General features: G+C 71.0%; 15 protein-coding genes and 1 pseudogene. 7 read left to right on the plus strand and 9 right to left on the minus strand.

The window, feature by feature from the left end:
* Nucleotides 1-43: 43 nt before the first annotated feature.
* On the minus strand, nt 44-2,197 hold the full coding sequence (gene fusA, locus QF035_RS10580) for an elongation factor G (RefSeq protein ID WP_307519821.1): 2,154 nt from the start codon (nt 2,195-2,197) through the stop codon (nt 44-46).
* A gap of 558 nt (nt 2,198-2,755) precedes the next feature.
* Here fusA and QF035_RS10585 point away from each other — a divergent pair.
* Nucleotides 2,756-4,042, plus strand: coding sequence for a vanadium-dependent haloperoxidase (locus QF035_RS10585; RefSeq protein WP_307519823.1), 1,287 nt, complete (start codon nt 2,756-2,758; stop codon nt 4,040-4,042).
* 58 nt (nt 4,043-4,100) lie between these two features.
* On the opposite strand, the gene QF035_RS10590 is transcribed toward QF035_RS10585, so the two are convergent.
* Both QF035_RS10590 and QF035_RS10595 read right to left on the minus strand, forming a co-directional pair.
* On the minus strand, nt 4,101-4,934 hold the full coding sequence (locus QF035_RS10590) for a DUF429 domain-containing protein (RefSeq protein ID WP_307519825.1): 834 nt from the start codon (nt 4,932-4,934) through the stop codon (nt 4,101-4,103).
* A 76-nt stretch (nt 4,935-5,010) separates the two neighbouring features.
* Nucleotides 5,011-5,433 (minus strand): PPOX class F420-dependent oxidoreductase, encoded by a 423-nt coding sequence (locus QF035_RS10595; protein ID WP_307519827.1) that lies wholly within the window; start codon nt 5,431-5,433, stop codon nt 5,011-5,013.
* A 244-nt stretch (nt 5,434-5,677) separates the two neighbouring features.
* Here QF035_RS10595 and QF035_RS10600 point away from each other — a divergent pair, with 244 nt between their 5' ends.
* Nucleotides 5,678-6,049, plus strand: coding sequence for a DUF952 domain-containing protein (locus QF035_RS10600; RefSeq protein ID WP_307519829.1), 372 nt, complete (start codon nt 5,678-5,680; stop codon nt 6,047-6,049).
* A 10-nt stretch (nt 6,050-6,059) separates the two neighbouring features.
* Here QF035_RS10600 and QF035_RS10605 read toward each other — a convergent pair whose 3' ends face one another.
* Both QF035_RS10605 and QF035_RS10610 read right to left on the minus strand, forming a co-directional pair.
* Nucleotides 6,060-7,097 carry a Gfo/Idh/MocA family oxidoreductase gene (locus QF035_RS10605; RefSeq protein ID WP_307519831.1) on the minus strand — a complete coding sequence of 346 codons (1,038 nt, stop codon included), beginning with the start codon at nt 7,095-7,097 and terminating at the stop codon, nt 6,060-6,062.
* Between the two features lie 117 nt (nt 7,098-7,214).
* Nucleotides 7,215-7,997: a TIM barrel protein gene (locus tag QF035_RS10610; RefSeq protein ID WP_307519832.1), complete on the minus strand. Its 783-nt coding sequence runs from the start codon at nt 7,995-7,997 to the stop codon at nt 7,215-7,217.
* A gap of 259 nt (nt 7,998-8,256) precedes the next feature.
* Between QF035_RS10610 and QF035_RS10615 the strand changes: the two genes are divergently transcribed.
* The 4 genes from QF035_RS10615 (at nt 8,257) to QF035_RS10630 (ending at nt 13,041) form a co-directional block, all read left to right on the plus strand.
* On the plus strand, nt 8,257-9,309 hold the full coding sequence (locus QF035_RS10615; protein WP_307519833.1) for a LacI family DNA-binding transcriptional regulator: 1,053 nt from the start codon (nt 8,257-8,259) through the stop codon (nt 9,307-9,309).
* 224 nt (nt 9,310-9,533) lie between these two features.
* On the plus strand, nt 9,534-10,049 hold the full coding sequence (locus QF035_RS10620; protein ID WP_307519834.1) for a pyridoxamine 5'-phosphate oxidase family protein: 516 nt from the start codon (nt 9,534-9,536) through the stop codon (nt 10,047-10,049).
* Nucleotides 10,050-10,233: 184 nt separating this feature from the next.
* Nucleotides 10,234-12,630, plus strand: a complete 2,397-nt coding sequence (locus QF035_RS10625; RefSeq protein ID WP_307519835.1) for an excinuclease ABC subunit UvrA — start codon at nt 10,234-10,236, stop codon at nt 12,628-12,630.
* A gap of 18 nt (nt 12,631-12,648) precedes the next feature.
* The gene (locus tag QF035_RS10630; RefSeq protein ID WP_307519837.1) at nt 12,649-13,041 is read left to right on the plus strand and encodes a TOBE domain-containing protein; all 393 of its coding nucleotides are present in this window, start codon (nt 12,649-12,651) and stop codon (nt 13,039-13,041) included.
* A gap of 76 nt (nt 13,042-13,117) precedes the next feature.
* On the opposite strand, the pseudogene QF035_RS10635 reads toward QF035_RS10630, so the two are convergent.
* The 4 genes and pseudogenes from QF035_RS10635 to QF035_RS10650 form a co-directional block, all read right to left on the minus strand.
* Nucleotides 13,118-14,319: pseudogene (locus QF035_RS10635) on the minus strand (NAD-dependent formate dehydrogenase).
* 130 nt (nt 14,320-14,449) lie between these two features.
* Entirely contained in the window at nt 14,450-15,391 is a 942-nt protein-coding gene (locus tag QF035_RS10640; RefSeq protein ID WP_307519839.1) for a LysR family transcriptional regulator, read from the minus strand.
* Between the two features lie 110 nt (nt 15,392-15,501).
* Nucleotides 15,502-15,981 carry a molybdopterin-dependent oxidoreductase gene (locus QF035_RS10645; protein WP_307519841.1) on the minus strand — a complete coding sequence of 160 codons (480 nt, stop codon included), beginning with the start codon at nt 15,979-15,981 and terminating at the stop codon, nt 15,502-15,504.
* Nucleotides 15,982-16,166: 185 nt separating this feature from the next.
* Nucleotides 16,167-16,424: a hypothetical protein gene (locus tag QF035_RS10650; protein ID WP_307519842.1), complete on the minus strand. Its 258-nt coding sequence runs from the start codon at nt 16,422-16,424 to the stop codon at nt 16,167-16,169.
* A gap of 277 nt (nt 16,425-16,701) precedes the next feature.
* On the opposite strand from QF035_RS10650, the gene QF035_RS10655 reads away from it, so the two are divergent.
* Nucleotides 16,702-17,670: a DUF2236 domain-containing protein gene (locus tag QF035_RS10655; protein WP_307519843.1), complete on the plus strand. Its 969-nt coding sequence runs from the start codon at nt 16,702-16,704 to the stop codon at nt 17,668-17,670.
* Nucleotides 17,671-17,760: the final 90 nt, after the last annotated feature.

The raw sequence follows: 17,760 nt of genomic DNA on the forward strand, positions 1-17,760 counted from the left end.
CGTACAGGCAGGACCGTCACTGCGGGCGGAACCTCAGCTCCGGCTACCGGGCCTGTGTCCCGCCGGACGCCAGGCTCGCTGCCGAAGTCGCTGCCGGGGCCGGAGCCGGAGCGTAGCCGGTGGGCCGGGTGGTGAAGACTCCCCGGCCCTGCGTCCGGCTGCGCAGCCGGGTCGCGTAGCCGAACAGCTCGGCCAGTGGCACGGTGGCGGTGATGACCGCCGTGCCGGCTCCCGTTCCCGCTCCCCCGCGCGTGGTCGAGTCGGTGACCCGTCCGCGCCGCGCGGCCAGGTCGCCGAGCACCCCGCCCACGGAGTCCTCGGGGACGGTGACCGTGACCTCGACCACCGGTTCCAGGAGGACCATCGCGCAGGCGCGCAGTGCCTCCCGGAGCGCCTGCCGTCCGGCCGTCCGGAACGCCATCTCCGAAGAGTCCTTCGAATGGGTCGCGCCGTCGGTCAGGACCACTCGCAGCCCGGTCACCGGATGACCGCCGAGCGGCCCTTCACCCAGCGCGTCCCGGCAGCCGGCCTCCACCGCCCGCACGTACTCCTGCGGTACGCGTCCGCCGACGACGACCGAGCGGAACTCGAAGCCCGTCGCACCGTCGCCGGCCGTGCCGGAGGAGTCCGGCAGCGGTTCCACGTCGAGGACGACATGCGCGAACTGCCCCGCGCCACCGTCCTGTTTGACGTGCCGGTGGACGTGTCCGGTGACCCCGCGTACGACCGTCTCCCGGTACGCCACCTTCGGCCGGCCGACGCGGACGTCCAGCCCGTGGGCGCGCCGGATCTTCTCCACCGCCACCTCCAGATGCAGTTCGCCCATGCCGGACAGCAGTGTCTGCCCGGTTTCGGGGTCGGTCCGGACGACCAGCGAAGGGTCCTCCTCGACGAGCCGTGTCAACGCCGACACCAGGCGGTCCGTGTCCGTACGGGCACGGGCCTCGACCGCCACGGAGACGACCGGTTCGGCGGTGGCCGGCGGTTCGAGGACCAGCGGAGCCCCGGGCGCGCACAGGGTCGCACCGGCGCGGGCGGTCTTCAGCCCGACCACCGCGACGATGTCCCCGGCCACCGCCAGGTCCAGCTGAGCGTGCCGGTCGGCCTGGACGCGCAGGATCCGCCCGATCCGCTCGGTGCGCGGCGCGCCGGCGTCCCACACGGTCACAGCCTCTCCCTTCCGGATCGTTCCCGAGTACACACGCAGGTAGGTCAGCCGCCCGGTGGCGGTCGCGTTCACCTTGAACGCCAGCGCAGCGAACGGCGCTGCGGGGTCGGCGGCCCGCTCCTCCTCCCCGCCGTCCCGGCCCCGGACACCGCGCACGGCGGGTACGTCCGACGGCGCGGGCAGGTAGGCCACCACGGCGTCCAGCAGCGGTTCGATCCCCCGGTTGCGATAGGCCGAGCCGCACAGCACGACCACACCGTCACCGGTACGGGTCAGGTCGCGCAGGGCGCCTTCGAGGGTCCGCGCGGAGACGGCGGACTCCGCGCAGAACTCCTCCAGTGCTCCGGGATGGAGTTCGGCAACCGCCTCTTCCAGCACCCGACGCCGCCGACGCGCCTCGTCGACCAGCGCATCGGGTACGGGCCTCTCCTCGACCGAGTCGCGGCCGTCGGCCCAGACCAGCGCCCGCATACGCAGCAGGTCGACGACCCCGCCGAAACCGTCCTCGGCGCCGATCGGCAACTGCACCACCAGCGGGGCCGGATGCAGCCGCTGCCGGATCGACTCGACCGCCTTGTCGAGGTCGGCACCGGCGCGGTCCAGCTTGTTGACGAAGGCGATGCGCGGAACCCCGTACCGGTCGGCCTGCCGCCACACGGACTCGCTCTGCGGCTCGACCCCCGCGACCGCGTCGAACACCGCGATCGCGCCGTCGAGCACCCGCAGCGAACGCGCGACCTCGTCGGAGAAGTCGACGTGTCCCGGAGTGTCGATGAGGTTGATCCGATGCCCGTCCCAGCCGCAACTCACGGCCGCGGCGAAGATGGTGATCCCCCGGTCCCGCTCCTGGGAGTCGAAGTCCGTGACGGTCGTGCCGTCATGGACCTCGCCCCGCTTGTGCGTGGTCCCGGTGACATACAGGATCCGCTCGGTGACGGTGGTCTTCCCGGCGTCCACGTGGGCGAGGATGCCCAGATTGCGCACGGCGGTCAGGGGGTTGACGGGATTTCGGTGAGGTTCGGTACGCACGGCCCGTGGCCTTTCAGGATGTTCCAGAAGGGGTCGGCGCAATTCCCGGACGAACGGACATGACCTACGGCCCATGTTCTGCGGGCACGCCCGAACCCACGCAACCGCAACCGGATGCGTATGCGAGGTGGGGCGAGGGGCGTGCTGAGATCAGGTGTTCGTCAGGGTCATCCGGGGCCGGCCGCGCAGCCGACACCGGACACCCGAAGACACGAGGATCACCTCGTACCGCGACGGGGGAACAACAACAGCGGTGCGGTAACGCATGGCTGGGCTCCCCTCAGTGGTCACGGGGCGCACCGCGGTGGTGTGCGGCGCGCGTTGTGGGGCGAGTCTAGGGAACGGGGAGGGGGCGGGGCATCGGGTTTTTCGACCTCGTTCCTTCCGCCTCGCGCCATGCCCAGCGGTCCAGGATCCGGACGCCGGAAGCAGACCCGATCCAGGACGCACCGGACCTTGACGCGGGTCGGCGACGCGAGGAGATTTGCGGGACCGAGCCGATGGCGTAGCGGCAGATCCACCTCAAGGCCCCGCCGACCGGCTCTGGTTGGGGGCATCATGGCTGCCAGAACGCTCTTTCGATTGGCCGTCGGGTTCGCCACGTCGATGGCGGTCGCGACCTCAACCGCGCTGGTGGGCACCGCGCAGGCGGCTCCACGCCTGGCCGCCGCGGATCCGGCGGTGATCACGGAGTGGAACGCCGTCGCGGTGCGGACGATCTTCGCGGAGGCTCAGCAGGCGCCGCCGGTAGGGCAGTTGTACCTGGGCTTCGTCTCGATCGCCGTGCACGACGCGGTGTCGGCAGTCGAGGGCAGGTACGCGCCCTACGCGAAGCAGCCGCGCGCCCACCGCCACGCCTCCCCGCAGGCCGCCGCGGCGACGGCCGCGTACGAGGTCCTCAGCCACTACTTCCCGGCGTCCGCGCAGGCGCTCGGCTCCGACTACGCCGCGTCGCTCGCCAGGATCCCCGAAGGTGTCGGCAGGACACACGGCATCCGGGCGGGGAAGGCGGCCGCCGCCACCCTCGTGCGGCTGCGTACGGGCGACGGCCGCAACGCCGACGTCACGCTGGACGTGACTCCCGCGCCCGGGGTGTGGCGTCCGACGCCGCCCGCGTTCGCGCCGATGGCCGTCCCCTGGCTCGGGTTCGTACGGCCGCTGCTGCTCAAGTCGCCGACCCGGATCCGGCTCCCCGGCCCCGACGCCCTGAACAGCAAGGCGTACGCGCGGGACGTCGCCGAGGTCAAGGCGATGGGCGCGGCTTCCGGCAGTGCGCGCACGCCCGCGCAGACCGAGACCGCCCTGTTCTGGAACGACAACGTGCCCCGCCAGTACCAGACCGCGTTCCGCGACCTGGCCACGCGTCGCCATCTCGACCTGGACGACAGCGCTCGGATGTTCGCCCTCCTCAACGCGACCGCCGCGGACACGGCCATCGCCTGCTGGCGCGGGAAGTACGACCGCGCGTACTGGCGTCCCATCACGGCGATCCGGCTCGCCGACACCGACGGCAACCCGGCCACCACGCCCGACCCGGCGTGGAGCCCGCTCGTCGCGACCCCGCCCTATCCGGAGTACCCGAGCGGACACGCTTGCCTCACCGGCCCCACCACGGCCGGCCTCAGCCACCTGTTCGGGGCGCGGCACATCGACCTCACGGTGGACTCGGCCGTCACCGGCACGACCCGGCACTACACCACCGCGAAGGCGCTGAACCAGGAGACGATGAGTGCCCGGATCTGGCTGGGCTTCCACGTCCGCAAGGCGATGACCGACGGCAACCAACTGGGCCGCGCGGTGACCCGTTGGGCGGTGGGGCGCTACTTCCGGCCCGTCGGCCGGTGACGGGTTCGCGGACCTCGTCGTCGCTCCGCACGGACGGGCAACTCACCCTTCCAGCCGTTCAGTTCGCCCCGTCGCCCCGCCGCTGTTCCGGGCGGGCGGGCGCGATGATGGTGGGGGCCTGGCCGGGCGGTGCGGGGCTGTCCGTTCCGAGTACTTGGCAGCGTGTCAGGCCGTGTCGGGACCACAGGGCGGCCGTCCAGGCGCAGAGCAGTGCGTCGATGAGGTCTTCGCGGTGCTTGTAGAGAGCGTCCCGCTCCGGTGAGGGCTTGGTCATGAGTTGGCGGGAGACCGGGTGGGAGGCGAGGAGCAGCGGCGGATCGGCCTCGGCCAGGGCCGCGAGACGCGTGATCAGGTCGTCGCACGTGTCCGCCCGCGTCGCACGCCAGCCCTGCGGCGGCCTCCGTCCCGGCCGCTTGTACCTGGGGCGTTCCTGGTCGTAGCCCAGCTCCTCGGCGCCGACCAGGGTCGTGTAGGGATAGCACTCGGACATGACCGGCCCGTCGGTCGGGGGCCCGCCCCTGCCGTCGTCATAGGCCCAGCCCGACGCCTCCAGCCGTTCCCGCAGCAGAACTCCGGCCTGGTGGCGAGAGTTCTGGTTCGTGCTGTTCGCGCTCACCTTCCAACGCCCGTACCGTCGGCCGACGTCATGCTCGCACGGCCGCTGGCCGGCCGGATTGTCGACGACCAGCGGCGCGTCGACGAACACCAGCGTCGATCCGTCGACGGCCGTCCTGGCAAGCCAGTCCATCGTCTCTTCGATCCCCCGCGTCCAGCCGCAGTCGATCACCGCACCAGTGAGGTCGATGGCGGCCACGCCGGTCTCGTTGGGCCTGGCACGCGCTCCGCCGCGCGCCCAGGCGAGGTCGATGCCGATGAACCGCTGTGTCCCCATGCGTCGGTGGTACCAGACATCGACTTCGTCGCGTAGGTCGGCGGCCTCTGGCTGTCGCGTAGGGCGGCGGCCCCGGCTAGGTCATCGCCTGGTCGCTGTCCCGGTGGCTGCCCCAGCCGTGCCAGCGGTCGATCTCGATCCACGCGCTGACCCGGCCGCGTTCGCGGCCCGCGTACGCGTGGCCCAGGTAGTGCGTGGACAGCCGGTCGATGTCGGCCAGGCCCTCGTCGTCACGGATCTCGACGACACGGCCGATGAGGGTCACATGGGTGTACCAGCCCGACTCGTCGAGCACCGTCAGGGTGACCCGCGGGTCGTTGCGGATGTGGTCGAGCCGTTTGCGGCCCTCGTCCATGTTGACCAGCACGCGACCGTCGTCCCAGAGGTACCAGGTGGCCGCGGACACCGGCTGTCCGTCGGACCGGAGGGTGGCGATGACGGCTGGGTTGGGCTTCCTCAGCATGGCGACCACGGCCTCGGGAAGCGGCGGTTTCGACACGGACTCTCCTCTGCGTCAGGTGCGTCATGGCTTCACGTCTGCACGGCCCCGTGCCTGTGGCCTCTGGTGTGTGGCCGGCGGCGTCCAGCGTCCGAAGCACGTCGGCTGATCCTCGGGGCGCACACCCACGCTGCCACATCCCGGAGCCGAACCCCCGACGCCTCCCGGGGCGCACGTGGCGGAACCGGGTCGGGAGGGGCCTCCGCCATGCCCGTATGCCCGCCCGCCGTTGTATAACCGGCCCATGATCTACCACGCTGTGACGCTCGGCGACTGGACCGCACGTCCCGACCAGCCGTACGCCCCCGCCTCCCTCGCGGAGGAAGGTTTCGTCCACTGCTCCCCCGACGAGAAGACCACGCTGGCCGTCGTCAACGCCTTCTACCGGGACGCGCCGAGGCCCCTGCTGGCGCTGCTCCTCGACGAGGGCCGGCTCGCCGCGAGGTGCGTATGGGAGGCGGCGGATCCCACCCCGCCGCCGGGGGTCGACGAAGGTGTCCTGTTCCCCCACGTGTTCGGCCCCCTCGACCGCGACGCCGTCGAACGCGTCCTGGAGGTCCAGTGGGACGAGGAGGGCCGGGCGACGGGTCTGAAGGACCTGAACCGAGGGACGTGAACCGGCGGCCTTACTCGCCCTTGAGTTCCGCGATACCGACGGGCACGCCGGTGGTGACCGACCGGACGGCCGCGAGCGCGATGGACAGCGCGGCCCGGGCGTCCTCACCGGTGGCCGAGGGGTTGCGCCCCGTACGGACGCTGTCTGCGAAGTCGGCGAGTTCGGCGACGTACGCGTCGTGGAACAGGTCCTGGTCGTAGGTGACGCAGTCGGCGGCGGCGCCGTCCGGGCCGTACGAGGTGAGATGGGTGCGGCGGATGTCGCCCATGGTGAGCATTCCGGCGGAGCCGAAGACCTCGCCGCGCACGTCATAGCCGTACACGGCCTGGAAGTTGGCCTCGGCGGTGGCCAGGGCGCCGTTGTCGAAGCGGATCGTGACCACGGCGGTGTCGAGCAGGCCGCGGTCCTTGAGGTCGGGGCGGACCAGGGCGTCGGCCCAGGCGAAGACCTCGACCGGTTCGGCGCCCGGGTTGAGGAACCGCAGGGTGTCGAAGTCGTGGATGAGGGTCTCCAGGAAGATCGTCCACGGCGGGATGCGGGCCGGGTCGTTCAGCTTGGGGTCCCGGGTGAGGGAGCGCAGCAGTTGGGGCGTGCCGAGGTCGCCGGCGACGATCTTGTCGTGGGCGGCGCGGAATCCGGGGTCGTAGCGGCGGTTGAAGCCGACCTGGAGCGGCACGCCCGCGTCACGGGCCGCGGCGACGGCCCGGTCGGCCTCCGCGAGGGTGACGGCCATGGGCTTCTCGCAGTAGACCGCCTTGCCCGCCCGGGCTGCGGCCACGACCAGGTCGGCGTGGGTGCGGGCCGGGGTGGAGATCACCACCGCCTCGATCCGCGGGTCGGCCAGGAGTTCGCCGATCGCGGTGTACGCCGTGGGACGGCCGAGGTGGTCCGCAAGCCGGTCCGCAAGCTGGTCCGCGGCGCCCGGCGCCGGGTCGGCGACCGCGGCGAGACGGACACCGGGGAGGCGGCGGGCGAGCGTCTCGGCGTGGAAGGAGCCCATCCGTCCGGCACCGATGAGGCCGACGGCGAGGGGCTGGTGTGTGGTCATGCGGGGTCTCCGTACGTCTGCGGGCGGGCGCCGGCGGGAAGGGGGCGTGTCGATTGCGGTGCCAGGTGGAGTGCGGTGCCGTGCGGAATCGCGGCACCGTGTGGAATCGCGGCGCCGTCAGGGCGTGAAAGCCGAGCGGAACCGCTCCAGAGCGAGGTCGCCGTCGGTGGAAGCCCATGCCTCCATGGCGACGGTGCCCTCATAGCCGAGGTCCACGAGGGCGCTCGCGACGGCCGGGTAGTTGATCTCCCCCGTCCCCGGCTCGCAGCGGCCGGGTACGTCGGCGACCTGGATCTCGCCGATCAGGCCCAGGCCGTGGGCCCGGCGGACCAGTTCGACGAGGTTCCCCTCGCCGATCTGCGCGTGGTAGAGGTCGAGGTTCATCCGCAGCCCGGGACGGTCCACGGCCGCGACCAGGGCCAGGGTGTCGGCGGCCTTGGCGAACGGCACCCCGGGGTGGTCCACGGCGGTGTTGAGGTTCTCCAGGGTGAAGGTGATCCCGGCGCTCTCACCCAGCTCGGCGAGGCGGGTGAGCGTGCGGTGGGCGGCGATCCACATCCCCCCGGTGGGCTCGCCGGTCACCGGCACCACGGGCAGGCCCTCGCCGTCCAGGCCGGTGCCGTGGAGATTCAGCCGGGGGCAGCTGAGTTGCTCGGCCGCGCGGATCGACTCCTCGGCGGTGCGCAGGAGTTCGGCGGCACCGTCCTCGTCTGTGAGGCTGCCGCGGATGTAGCCGGTCATCGAGGAGAACTCGGCCGGGGTCCGGGCCAGTGCGTCGAGATCGTGCCGGGTCCAGTCCCAGATCTCGACCTGGAATCCGGCGTCGTGAACGCGCCGTGCCCGCTCGGGTATCGGCAGATCCCGGAAGACCATCTCGGCACAGACCGCCAACGTGAACATCGCTGCTCGCCCTCTCTCTTTCGCCACGGGGGCACGTCCGACCACAACGTCCGACTAGAACGTTCTAGAATCGGTCGGGAGTAGCAGTACGCCAGCCGCCGGGGCGCCGTGTCAAGCTCCCGGACAGCCCGGAACTAGAACGTTGCAGTCCTCGCCGACCAGTGCGTTCACCCTTGGTCTACGATCGTCGGCGGAAGCAGACACCTCGGCGGGGCACGCCCCTCGACCGAGTCACACACCTCGACCAGGGAGGCCGGCGGTGCCAGCGACCCCCGTGGTCCCGGACGGAAAGCGGCCGACCCTCGCCGACGTGGCGGCCCGGGCCGGTGTGTCCACGGCGCTGGTCTCCATCGTGATGCGCGAGGCCAAGGGCGCCAGTGCGGCCACCCGCGAGCGGGTGCTGGAGGCGGCGCGGGAGATCGGCTACCGGCCGGACTCCCGGGCCCGGTTGCTGCGCAGCAACCGCTCCCGTCTGCTCGGGGTGCAGTTCGGTCTCCAGCATCCCTTCCACACCGACCTCGTGGAGGGCATCTACATCGCGGCCGAGTCCGCCGGCTACCAGGTCGCCCTCGGCGCGGTCGCCCCCAGCCGCAGTGAGCGGCAGGCGGTGGAGACGCTGCTCGGCGACCGCTGCGAGGCCCTGATCCTGCTCGGTCCGCAGGCCCCCGCCGCACGGCTGGCCGAGCTGTCGGCGCACCTGCCGGTGGTCTCCGTGGTGCGGCGGCTGCGGCCGCCCGCCGCCGGTGTGGACGTCGTGCGCACCGCGGACGACGAGGGTGCGCGCCAGGCCGTCGACCATCTGGTGGCTCTCGGGCATCGCGACATCGCCCACATCGACGGCGGCAAGGCACCCGGCGCCGCCGACCGGCGCCGTGGCTACCGCACCGCCATGAACCGCCACGGTCTCGCCGACCATGCGCGCGTTCTGCCCGGCGGGCTGACCGAGGAGGACGGTGCCACGGCCGCCCGCACGCTCCTCGACGCCCGGCCGCGGCCCACCGCCGTCCTCGCCTTCAACGACCGCTGTGCCACGGGCGTCCTCGACGCGTTCCTGCGCGCCCGGGTGTCCGTTCCCGACGAGATCTCCGTGGTCGGTTTCGACAACAGCCACCTCGCCCGCCTCACCCACATCGACCTCACCACCGTCGGCCAGGACGCCTCCCGCCTCGCCGAACTCGCCGTCGGCCGGGCCGTCGCACGGCTGGAGGGCGAGGAGCCGTCCGGCACGGAGACCGTCATCGCCCCTCATCTCGTGACACGCGGCACCACGGCGGCACCACCGGACGGCGTCCAGCCGGTCGTACGTGGCTGAGAGACCGCGTCAGTCGTACCTGGTGAAGCAACCGAGCCGGTCGTACCTGGTGAAGTGCCTGAACGCATCGGTCAGGAATCGAGAAGCGCTGCCTTCGGGCCGCGGCTAGCGTGACCGGCATGTGCTTCACGAGTCAGCCAGGATTCCCACCGCGCGACGACACGAACGCGTCCCCGGGCGCGTCCCCGGCCTCCCCTCACGACACGATCGATTCAGGAGTGACCATGACCGGCTCTGCCGCACAGGGAGTCACGACCGTGCCGGACTCCGAGGCGAAGCCGGCCGAGGCGACCGCCGCTCCCCGCTCCCGCGACCGGCGTCGTCGCGACACCGAGCACCGGCTCGCCCACGACGTCGATCTGTGGGTGGCCAGTGCTTCGGAGGACGGTACGCCCTACCTCGTACCCCTGTCCTTCGACTGGGACGGCGAATCGCTGCTGGTGGCCACGCCTACGAAGAGCCCCACCGGCAGGAACCTGGCCGCCACCCGGACCGTTCGGCTGGGCCTTGGCCCGACCCGGGACGTGGTCATGATCGATGGCGAGGTCGAGGTCCTGGAGATCGACGAGCTGCCGAAGGAGAGGGGCGACCGGTTCGCCGCGCACACCGAATTCGATCCGCGGACGCTGGCCACGCCGTACCGCTGGTTCCGTATCTCTCCGCGCCGCATCCAGGCCTGGCGCGAAGTGAACGAGATGGAGGACCGCGAGCTGATGCGAGACGGCCGCTGGTCGGTCTGACGCCTCGGCCGGGCGGGCTCGGATCACCTCGGCCGGCACCGCCGATCAGGAATGACGGCGTCCCGTTGCCGCGACCGGCGCCGACGAAGTAGAACCAGACATGCTGCTCGAAGCCGGTCGGATCGAGCCAGGTGACGCCGACGGAGAACTGCGAGAGCGGGCCCGTCCCACGGAGGGAGACACGATGAGCAGGACCACGAGGACGGACGCGCAGTCGCCTGCGACGCACGATGCCGACAGCCACGACATGATCCGCGTGCACGGGGCGCGCGAGAACAATCTCAAGGACGTCAGCATCGAGATCCCCAAGCGGCGGCTGACGGTGTTCACCGGTGTCTCCGGCTCGGGCAAGAGCTCCCTGGTGTTCGACACGATCGCGGCGGAGTCGAAACGGCTGATCAACGAGACGTACAGCGCCTTCCTTCAGGGCTTCATGCCGACGATGGCGCGGCCTGAGGTGGACGTGCTCGACGGGCTGACAACCGCGATCACCGTCGACCAGCAGCGGATGGGCGGCGACCCCCGCTCCACGGTCGGTACCGCCACCGACGCCAACGCGATGCTGCGCATTCTCTTCAGCCGGCTCGGCAAGCCCCACATCGGGCCGCCCAGCGCGTACTCCTTCAACACCGCCTCGGTCCGGGCGAGCGGCGGGATCACCGTCGAGCGCGGTGCCGACAAGACCAAGACCGTGAAGGCGACCTTCAACCGCACCGGCGGCATGTGCACGCGCTGCGAGGGCCGGGGCAAGGTCTCCGACATCGACCTCACCCAGCTCTACGACGACTCCAAGTCGCTCGCCGAGGGCGCGTTCACCATCCCCGGCTGGAAGTCGGACAGCCAGTGGACCGTGCAGGTCTACGCCCAGTCCGGCTTCGTCGACCCGGACAAGCCGATCCGCAGTTTCACCAAGAAGGAGATGCAGGCCTTCCTCTACGGCGAGCCGACCAAGGTGAAGGTCAACGGCGTCAACCTCACCTACGAGGGGCTGATCCCCAAGATCCAGAAGTCGTTCCTGTCCAAGGACAAGGAAGCGATGCAGCCGCACATCCGGGCGTTCGTGGAGCGGGCGGTCACCTTCGCCACCTGCCCCGAGTGCGACGGCACCCGGCTGACCGAGGGGGCCCGGTCGTCGAAGATCAACCGGAAGAGCATCGCCGACGCCTGCGCGATGGAGATCAGGGACCTGGCCGAGTGGGTCCGCGGCGTCAAGGAGCCTTCGGTGGCGCCGCTGCTCACCGCGCTCCAGCAGACCCTCGACTCGTTCGTGCAGATCGGTCTCGGCTATCTCTCGCTCGACCGGGCGTCGGGCACGCTGTCCGGCGGTGAGGCTCAGCGCGTCAAGATGATCCGCCACCTCGGCTCCTCGCTCACCGATGTCACGTACGTCTTCGACGAGCCGACCGCGGGCCTGCACCCGCACGACATCCAGCGGATGAACAACCTGCTGCTGCAGTTGCGGGACAAGGGCAACACCGTGCTCGTCGTGGAGCACAAGCCGGAAGTGATCGCGATCGCCGACCATGTCGTCGACCTGGGCCCCGGCGCCGGCACGGCGGGCGGCACCGTCTGCTTCGAGGGCACCGTCGAGGGGCTGAAGGCCGGCGACACCATCACCGGCCGCCACCTCGACGACCGGGCCTCCCTCAAGGAGGAGGTGCGCAAGTCCACCGGTGCGCTGGAGATCCGCGGCGCGACGGCGAACAACCTGCAAGGCGTCGACGTTGACATCCCTCTCGGGGTGCTCAGCGTCATCACCGGCGTCGCGGGCTCCGGCAAGAGCTCGCTCGTGCACGGGTCGATCCCCACCGAGGAGGGTGTGGTGTCGGTCGACCAGAGCCCGATCCGCGGCTCGCGGCGCAGCAACCCGGCGACGTACACCGGACTGCTCGACCCGATCCGCAAGGCGTTCGCGAAGGCCAACGACGTGAAGCCCGCGCTGTTCAGCGCCAACTCCGAGGGTGCCTGCCCCACCTGCAACGGCGCCGGCGTCATCTACAGCGACCTGGGGATCATGGCCGGCACCGCCACGACCTGCGAGGACTGCGGCGGTAAGCGGTTCGACGCGTCGGTGCTGGAGTACCGCCTCGGCGGGCGCGACATCAGCGAGGTGCTGGCCATGCCGGTGACCGAGGCCGAGGAGTTCTTCGGCTCCGGCGAGGCGGCCACGCCCGCCGCGCACCGGATCCTCCAGCGGCTCGCCGACGTCGGGCTCGGCTATCTCACCATCGGCCAGCCGCTCACCACGCTGTCCGGCGGCGAGCGGCAGCGGCTCAAGCTGGCCACTCACATGGGCGACAAGGGCGGTGTCTACGTCCTGGACGAGCCGACCACCGGCCTCCACCTCGCCGACGTCGAGCAGCTCCTCGGACTCCTCGACCGGCTCGTCGACTCCGGCAAGTCGGTCATCGTCATCGAGCACCACCAGGCGGTCATGGCGCACGCCGACTGGATCATCGACCTAGGCCCCGGCGCAGGCCATGACGGCGGCAAGATCGTGTTCGAGGGCACCCCCGCCGACCTCGTCGCCGCCCGCTCCACCCTCACCGGCGAACACCTGGCGGCCTACGTCGGCGCTTGATCGCCTATCTTGACGCGTATGCAGTCCTACACGATCGGCCAGGCAGCGCGGCTGCTCGGAGTCAGTCCGGACACCGCCCGGCGGTGGGCGGACGCGGGCCGGGTGGCCACGCACCGGGACGAGGGCGGGCGGCGCCTCATCGACGGGCGGGCCCTGGCCGCCTTCTCCGTCGAGCTGGCGAAGAGCGGCAGCGAGGAGGACGTCTCGTACACCTCCGTCCGCAACGCCTTTCCCGGCATCGTCACCGCCGTGAAGCTCGGCGATGTCGCGGCCCAGGTGGAGATCCAGGCCGGGCCGCACCGGCTGGTGTCGCTGCTGACCCGGGAGGCCGTCGAGGAGCTGGGTCTTGAGGTCGGGGTGGAGGCCACCGCCCGGGTGAAGTCGACGAACGTGCACATCGACCGCGCCTGAGGGAACGGGGGTGGCCTCCGCCGGTCACAACCCGGCCGGGAGACAGGTCACTTGGTGACTGAGTATCGGTGCGCGGTCACTTGCTGACCGAGTACGAGTGCGCGCCCGTTCCCGCCAGTGCGCCGCCGTCCACGATCAGGTACTCGTCGCGGATCGGCCGTCCGGCGAAGAAGGCTTCCAGGATCTCCCTGGTGCCCGCCGCGCAACGGGCCTGCGCGGAGAGGGAGGAGCCGGAGATGTGCGGGGTCATGCCGTGGTGCGGCATGGTCCGCCAGGGGTGGTCGGCCGGGGCGGGCTGCGGGTACCGGACGTCGCCCGCGTAGCCCGCCAACTGACCGCTGCGCAGCGCCCGGTCGACGGCGTCCCGGTCGGCGATCTTCGCCCGCGCGGTGTTGATGAGGTACGCGCCGCGCTTCATCTGGCCCAGCAGTTTGTCGCCGAACAGCCCCTCCGTCTCCGGGTGCAGCGGCGCGTTGATCGTGACGACGTCGCAGTGCGGCACCATGTCGGCGGCCGTCTCGTGGAAGGTCAGGCCCAGTTCCCGCTCGATGTCCTCGGGCAGGCGGTGGCGGTCGGTGTAGTGCAGCTTCACGTCGAAGGGCGCGAGGCGGCGCAGCACCGCGAGGCCGATGCGCCCGGCGGCCACCGTGCCGACGTGCATGCCCTCCAGGTCGTACGAACGGGCCACGCAGTCGGCGATGTTCCAGCCGCCCGTCGAGCACCACCTGGTGGGAGGGCAGGTAGTTGCGGACGAGGGACAGGGTCATCATCACCACGTGTTCGGCGACGCTGATGCTGTTGCAGTACGTCACCTCCGCGACCTCCCCCAAACTCTCAACTTCGTTCGAGCCCGGGGGGACCCCCATCCCCGTGGGCGATGGCCGCGTCGAGGTCGACGTGGTCGGAGCCGATGCCGGCGGTGATCGCCAGCTTGAGGTTCTTCGCGGCGGCGACGCGTTCCGGGGTCAGGTACGCCGGCCAGAACGGCTGGGAGATCACCACGTCCGCGTCGGGCAGCTCGCGGTCGAAGACCGAGCCGTCGCCGTCCTTGTCGGAGGTGACGACCAGGGGGTGCCCGGCGGCCTCCAGGAAGCGGCGCAGGCCGAGTTCGCCGGAGACGCTGCCGAGGAGGTGGCCCGGCGTGAAGTCGACCTCGGACGGGGTCGGGGCGGTCTGGCCGCCGGGGTAATGGTCGATCGCGGGGAGGTCGTCACGGGCGTACGAGGTCGGGTATCCGTCGGTGGGGTCGTCGTACAGGACGCAGAGCACCTTGGCCATGTCGCAGCTCCTCGACTCCGGGGTCCGGGAGTTCGGCTCAACTCCCGTGCGGGAAGGTGGAATTCACGATCCTCCGGGTCGAATGCGCTGGTCAAAACGAACTTTGCCATGCCCGTACAGCCGACGGCCATCAACCCGAATCCGCGGTTTCCAGGTACGTCCGCAGCCGCTCGTCCAGCGCCTCCCGTACGCCCGCCTCCCGCGCCACCGTCACCAGCGCCGCGGCGAGTACGGAGGGAGGATCGTCCGGGCCGGTCACCAGTCCCACCCTCGGTCCGTGGGCGGACCCCTCCAGCGGTACCACCCGCATGCCGTCCGGTACGCCGAACATGTGCAGCCACGCGTGCGAGATCACGCTGGACCAGCGGCCGCCGGGGAGGTGCGCGTACAGCCCTGCCACGCTGTCCGACTCGATCGCCGGGGCGGCCGTGGCGCCGTCGGCCGCGAAGCACTCGTCGATGATGCGGCGGTTGCGCATGCGCGGGCCGAGCAGCCACAGCGGGAGGGCGGCGGCCTGGGCCCAGCGGGCCGTGGAGGCGGTGGCGAGCGGGCCGTCGGTGGGGGTGAGCAGGACGTACCGCTCCTCGTACAGCGGCAGCCGGCGCAGCGAGTCGTCGTCGAGGTACGTCATCGCCGCGTCCAGCTCGAACTCGGCGAGTCCGTGGGTGATGTCGACCGAGGACAGCGACTCGATGCTGACCCGGGCGCGCGGGTGGCGGTCGCAGAACGGGGTCGTCAGCAGGGAGGCGGCGGGCAGCGCAGTCGGGACCACCCCGAGGCGGAGCGTGCCCGTGAGTCCGTCGCCCAGGGCGGACAACTCCTGGCGGAGTGCGTCGCGTTCGGCGAGCATGCGGTGCGCCCAGGCCAGGACCACCTCGCCCTCCGGGGTGAGGCCCTCGTACCGTCTCCCGCGCCGCACGATCGGGACGTGCAGCTCGTGTTCGAGGCGGCGGATCGCGGCGGACAGCGAGGGTTGGGAGACGTAGCAGGCGGCGGCCGCGCGGGCGAAGTGGCGTTCGCGGGCGAGGGCGAGGGCGAGGGCGACCAGGTATTCCAGCCGGCGCAGTTGCATGCGTGACCTCCGCGGGAGGGGGCTGCGGGTCCGGGATGCCGGTGTGCCGACGTACAGCATGGGCCGGGCGGCGCGCCTCCGGGGCGGCTGCTGTCACCTGCCGGCCGGGGTCACGTCCACGGGGTGTAGCCGCCGTCCACGCGGATCGTGTCGATGGCGCTGATGTGCCGGGCGCCGCAGCGGTCCTGGGGCAGGACGAGCTGTGGTCCCTCTCTGTCGAGCGGGGTGTCGTCGATGCCGACCGCGAGCAGGACCGGCGCGCGGCCGAAGTCGGGGTCGATCTCGGCCCAGGACAGCAGCGCGTGGTGGCCGTCCCTGCTGGACACCGCGATGAGGAAGCGCAGCCGGTCCTTGCGGGCGGGGGCGAAGGCGGGGCCTCCGGCCGTCAGTACGTCGTGCAGGAGCGGTCCGGTGAAGCGGTGGTGGCGGATACCGCTGGTGGCGCACTCGAAGCTGACCTCGGCCTCGTGCTGCGGCCGGGCGAGCAGGTCGGGCACCGTCATCCGGGCCGGGCGGTCCGGATCACCGGCGAGCACCAGTTCCGCCACGGGACCTGCGGCTGTACGGGCAGCTGCGAGGGACTGACTCACGGGCTACCACCTCCCGCATGACCGTACCCGGACACTCGCCTCACACAAACGCACATGCCACTCTTTCAGGTAGCAGTTCTGGCGAATACAAAGGGAAGGATGATCTGAGCCTTGCATCTGCGGAACTCAAATCACCTCATGCGCGCCTACCGGACCGGAACGCCGCCGGACTCTGCAGCCGAGCGTCAGGCGTCTTCGGGTTCCAGCTCGAACGTGAAGTAGACGCTCAGGGTGTAGGGCTCGTCCTCGTCGTAGGCGAAGTCCCATGAGACATCGATCAGGAAGACCTGGTTCTCCCCCACCCACTCCTGGGCTTTCCCGAAGGCTTCCGCGGCGGTTGTGGCGGGGAACAGTTTCCTGGCCATGGGATGCACCTGGCTCTCGGCATCCGAGTCGTCGAACCCCTCCGGAACGTCAAGGCAGAGGTTGGGATCGAGCTCCATGGACGCGCCCTTTCAGTCGACTGCCGGTACCCGTGGACAGAGGCTGATCCTGGTCTTGATCCTCTGAACACCACGCCGGGAAGGACGCCCGCGTACCTGGAAGGGTTGCTTCGCGGGGCACCGGAGGTATGGCGCAAGTCACAGCGAGCCGCGGTATCGAGAGGAGGAGCGGGAGCGTCCTCTCCCCCACGGGGATCATGCGCCGTCCTGCGGGCGAAGCCGACGGACGTGCGGCCGGTACGCCGCAACGCATGGTCGGAGACAGGGGGAACCGACGTTGCGCCGCGGATACAAGTGGGTGGACCGCGAACTGTCCCGGATGGACCCGGAGACCGGCTGGGAGCGGATGGTCTCGCTCTATGTCGGCCACCGCGTCCCGGAGTTCGCCCTGGCGATGATGGTCTATCCGGGCACCATGCGCATGATGCAGCCGGGTTTCGGATCCGCCACACTGGCCCACACCTCGAAGCTGGAGACGAGGCCCCACCGGCGTTTCCAGGACGGCAACGACTTCCTGATGGCCTGGATGGTGGACGGCCTGTCCAGTACGGCGGGCCGCGGGGCCGCCGCCCGGCTGAACCGTATCCACCTGGCCGTCGCCCGAAGAACCCCGCACTTACCCGGCAACTTCGACGACACCGACGACTTCGTCTATCCGCTGGTGCTGCTGGCCACGTTCGGCGACCGTCTCCAGACCTCGCTGGGCCTGCCCGGCACGAGCGAACCCATGAAGACCGCCTGGCACCGATGGGCGCAGGCGCTCTTCCGCCTCCTGGAACGCGAGTCCGGCCCACTGTCCGGCGAGGCGTTTCCCGAGGACTGGGACGCGATGACCGCGTTCGCAGTCGAGTTCGAGTCCAGGCCGTACGAGCCGGCGGAGTCCGGCCATCGAGTGGCGACCGCGATGATGGACTTCTTCGCGGAGCGCTGGTTCCCCGCCCCCTTACGGTCGTTCGGCAGGGACCTGACCCGCTACCTCGCGGGCGAGCGGGTCTGCCGGCTTCACCGCATCGGCTGGATCAGCCCCCGCCGCGAGCGTCTCGTCCGCGTCTTCCTGAAGTCCGCGTTCCGGGCCCAGCGCCTGCTGCCGGACTCCCGCACACCGCTTCCGGTACGCCTCCGCCGGAACCGGCGCACCAACGCGCAGCTCAAGGAGCTTGAGCCGTACCGGACCACCGGCACTACAGGAGGTACTGCCACTTGGTCATGCGGTCCTTCAGGTCGACGGTCGGGCCGTCCAGGGTGAAGGTTCCGTCTCCGCGGTGGTGGAACAGCTGCGGCTGGGGACCGTCGCGGGACCTGCCGCCTCATACGAACCGGTGCGCAGAGTGGGTGC

The organism is Streptomyces umbrinus, from assembly GCF_030817415.1.
GTDB classification, from domain to species: Bacteria; Actinomycetota; Actinomycetes; order Streptomycetales; family Streptomycetaceae; genus Streptomyces; species Streptomyces umbrinus_A.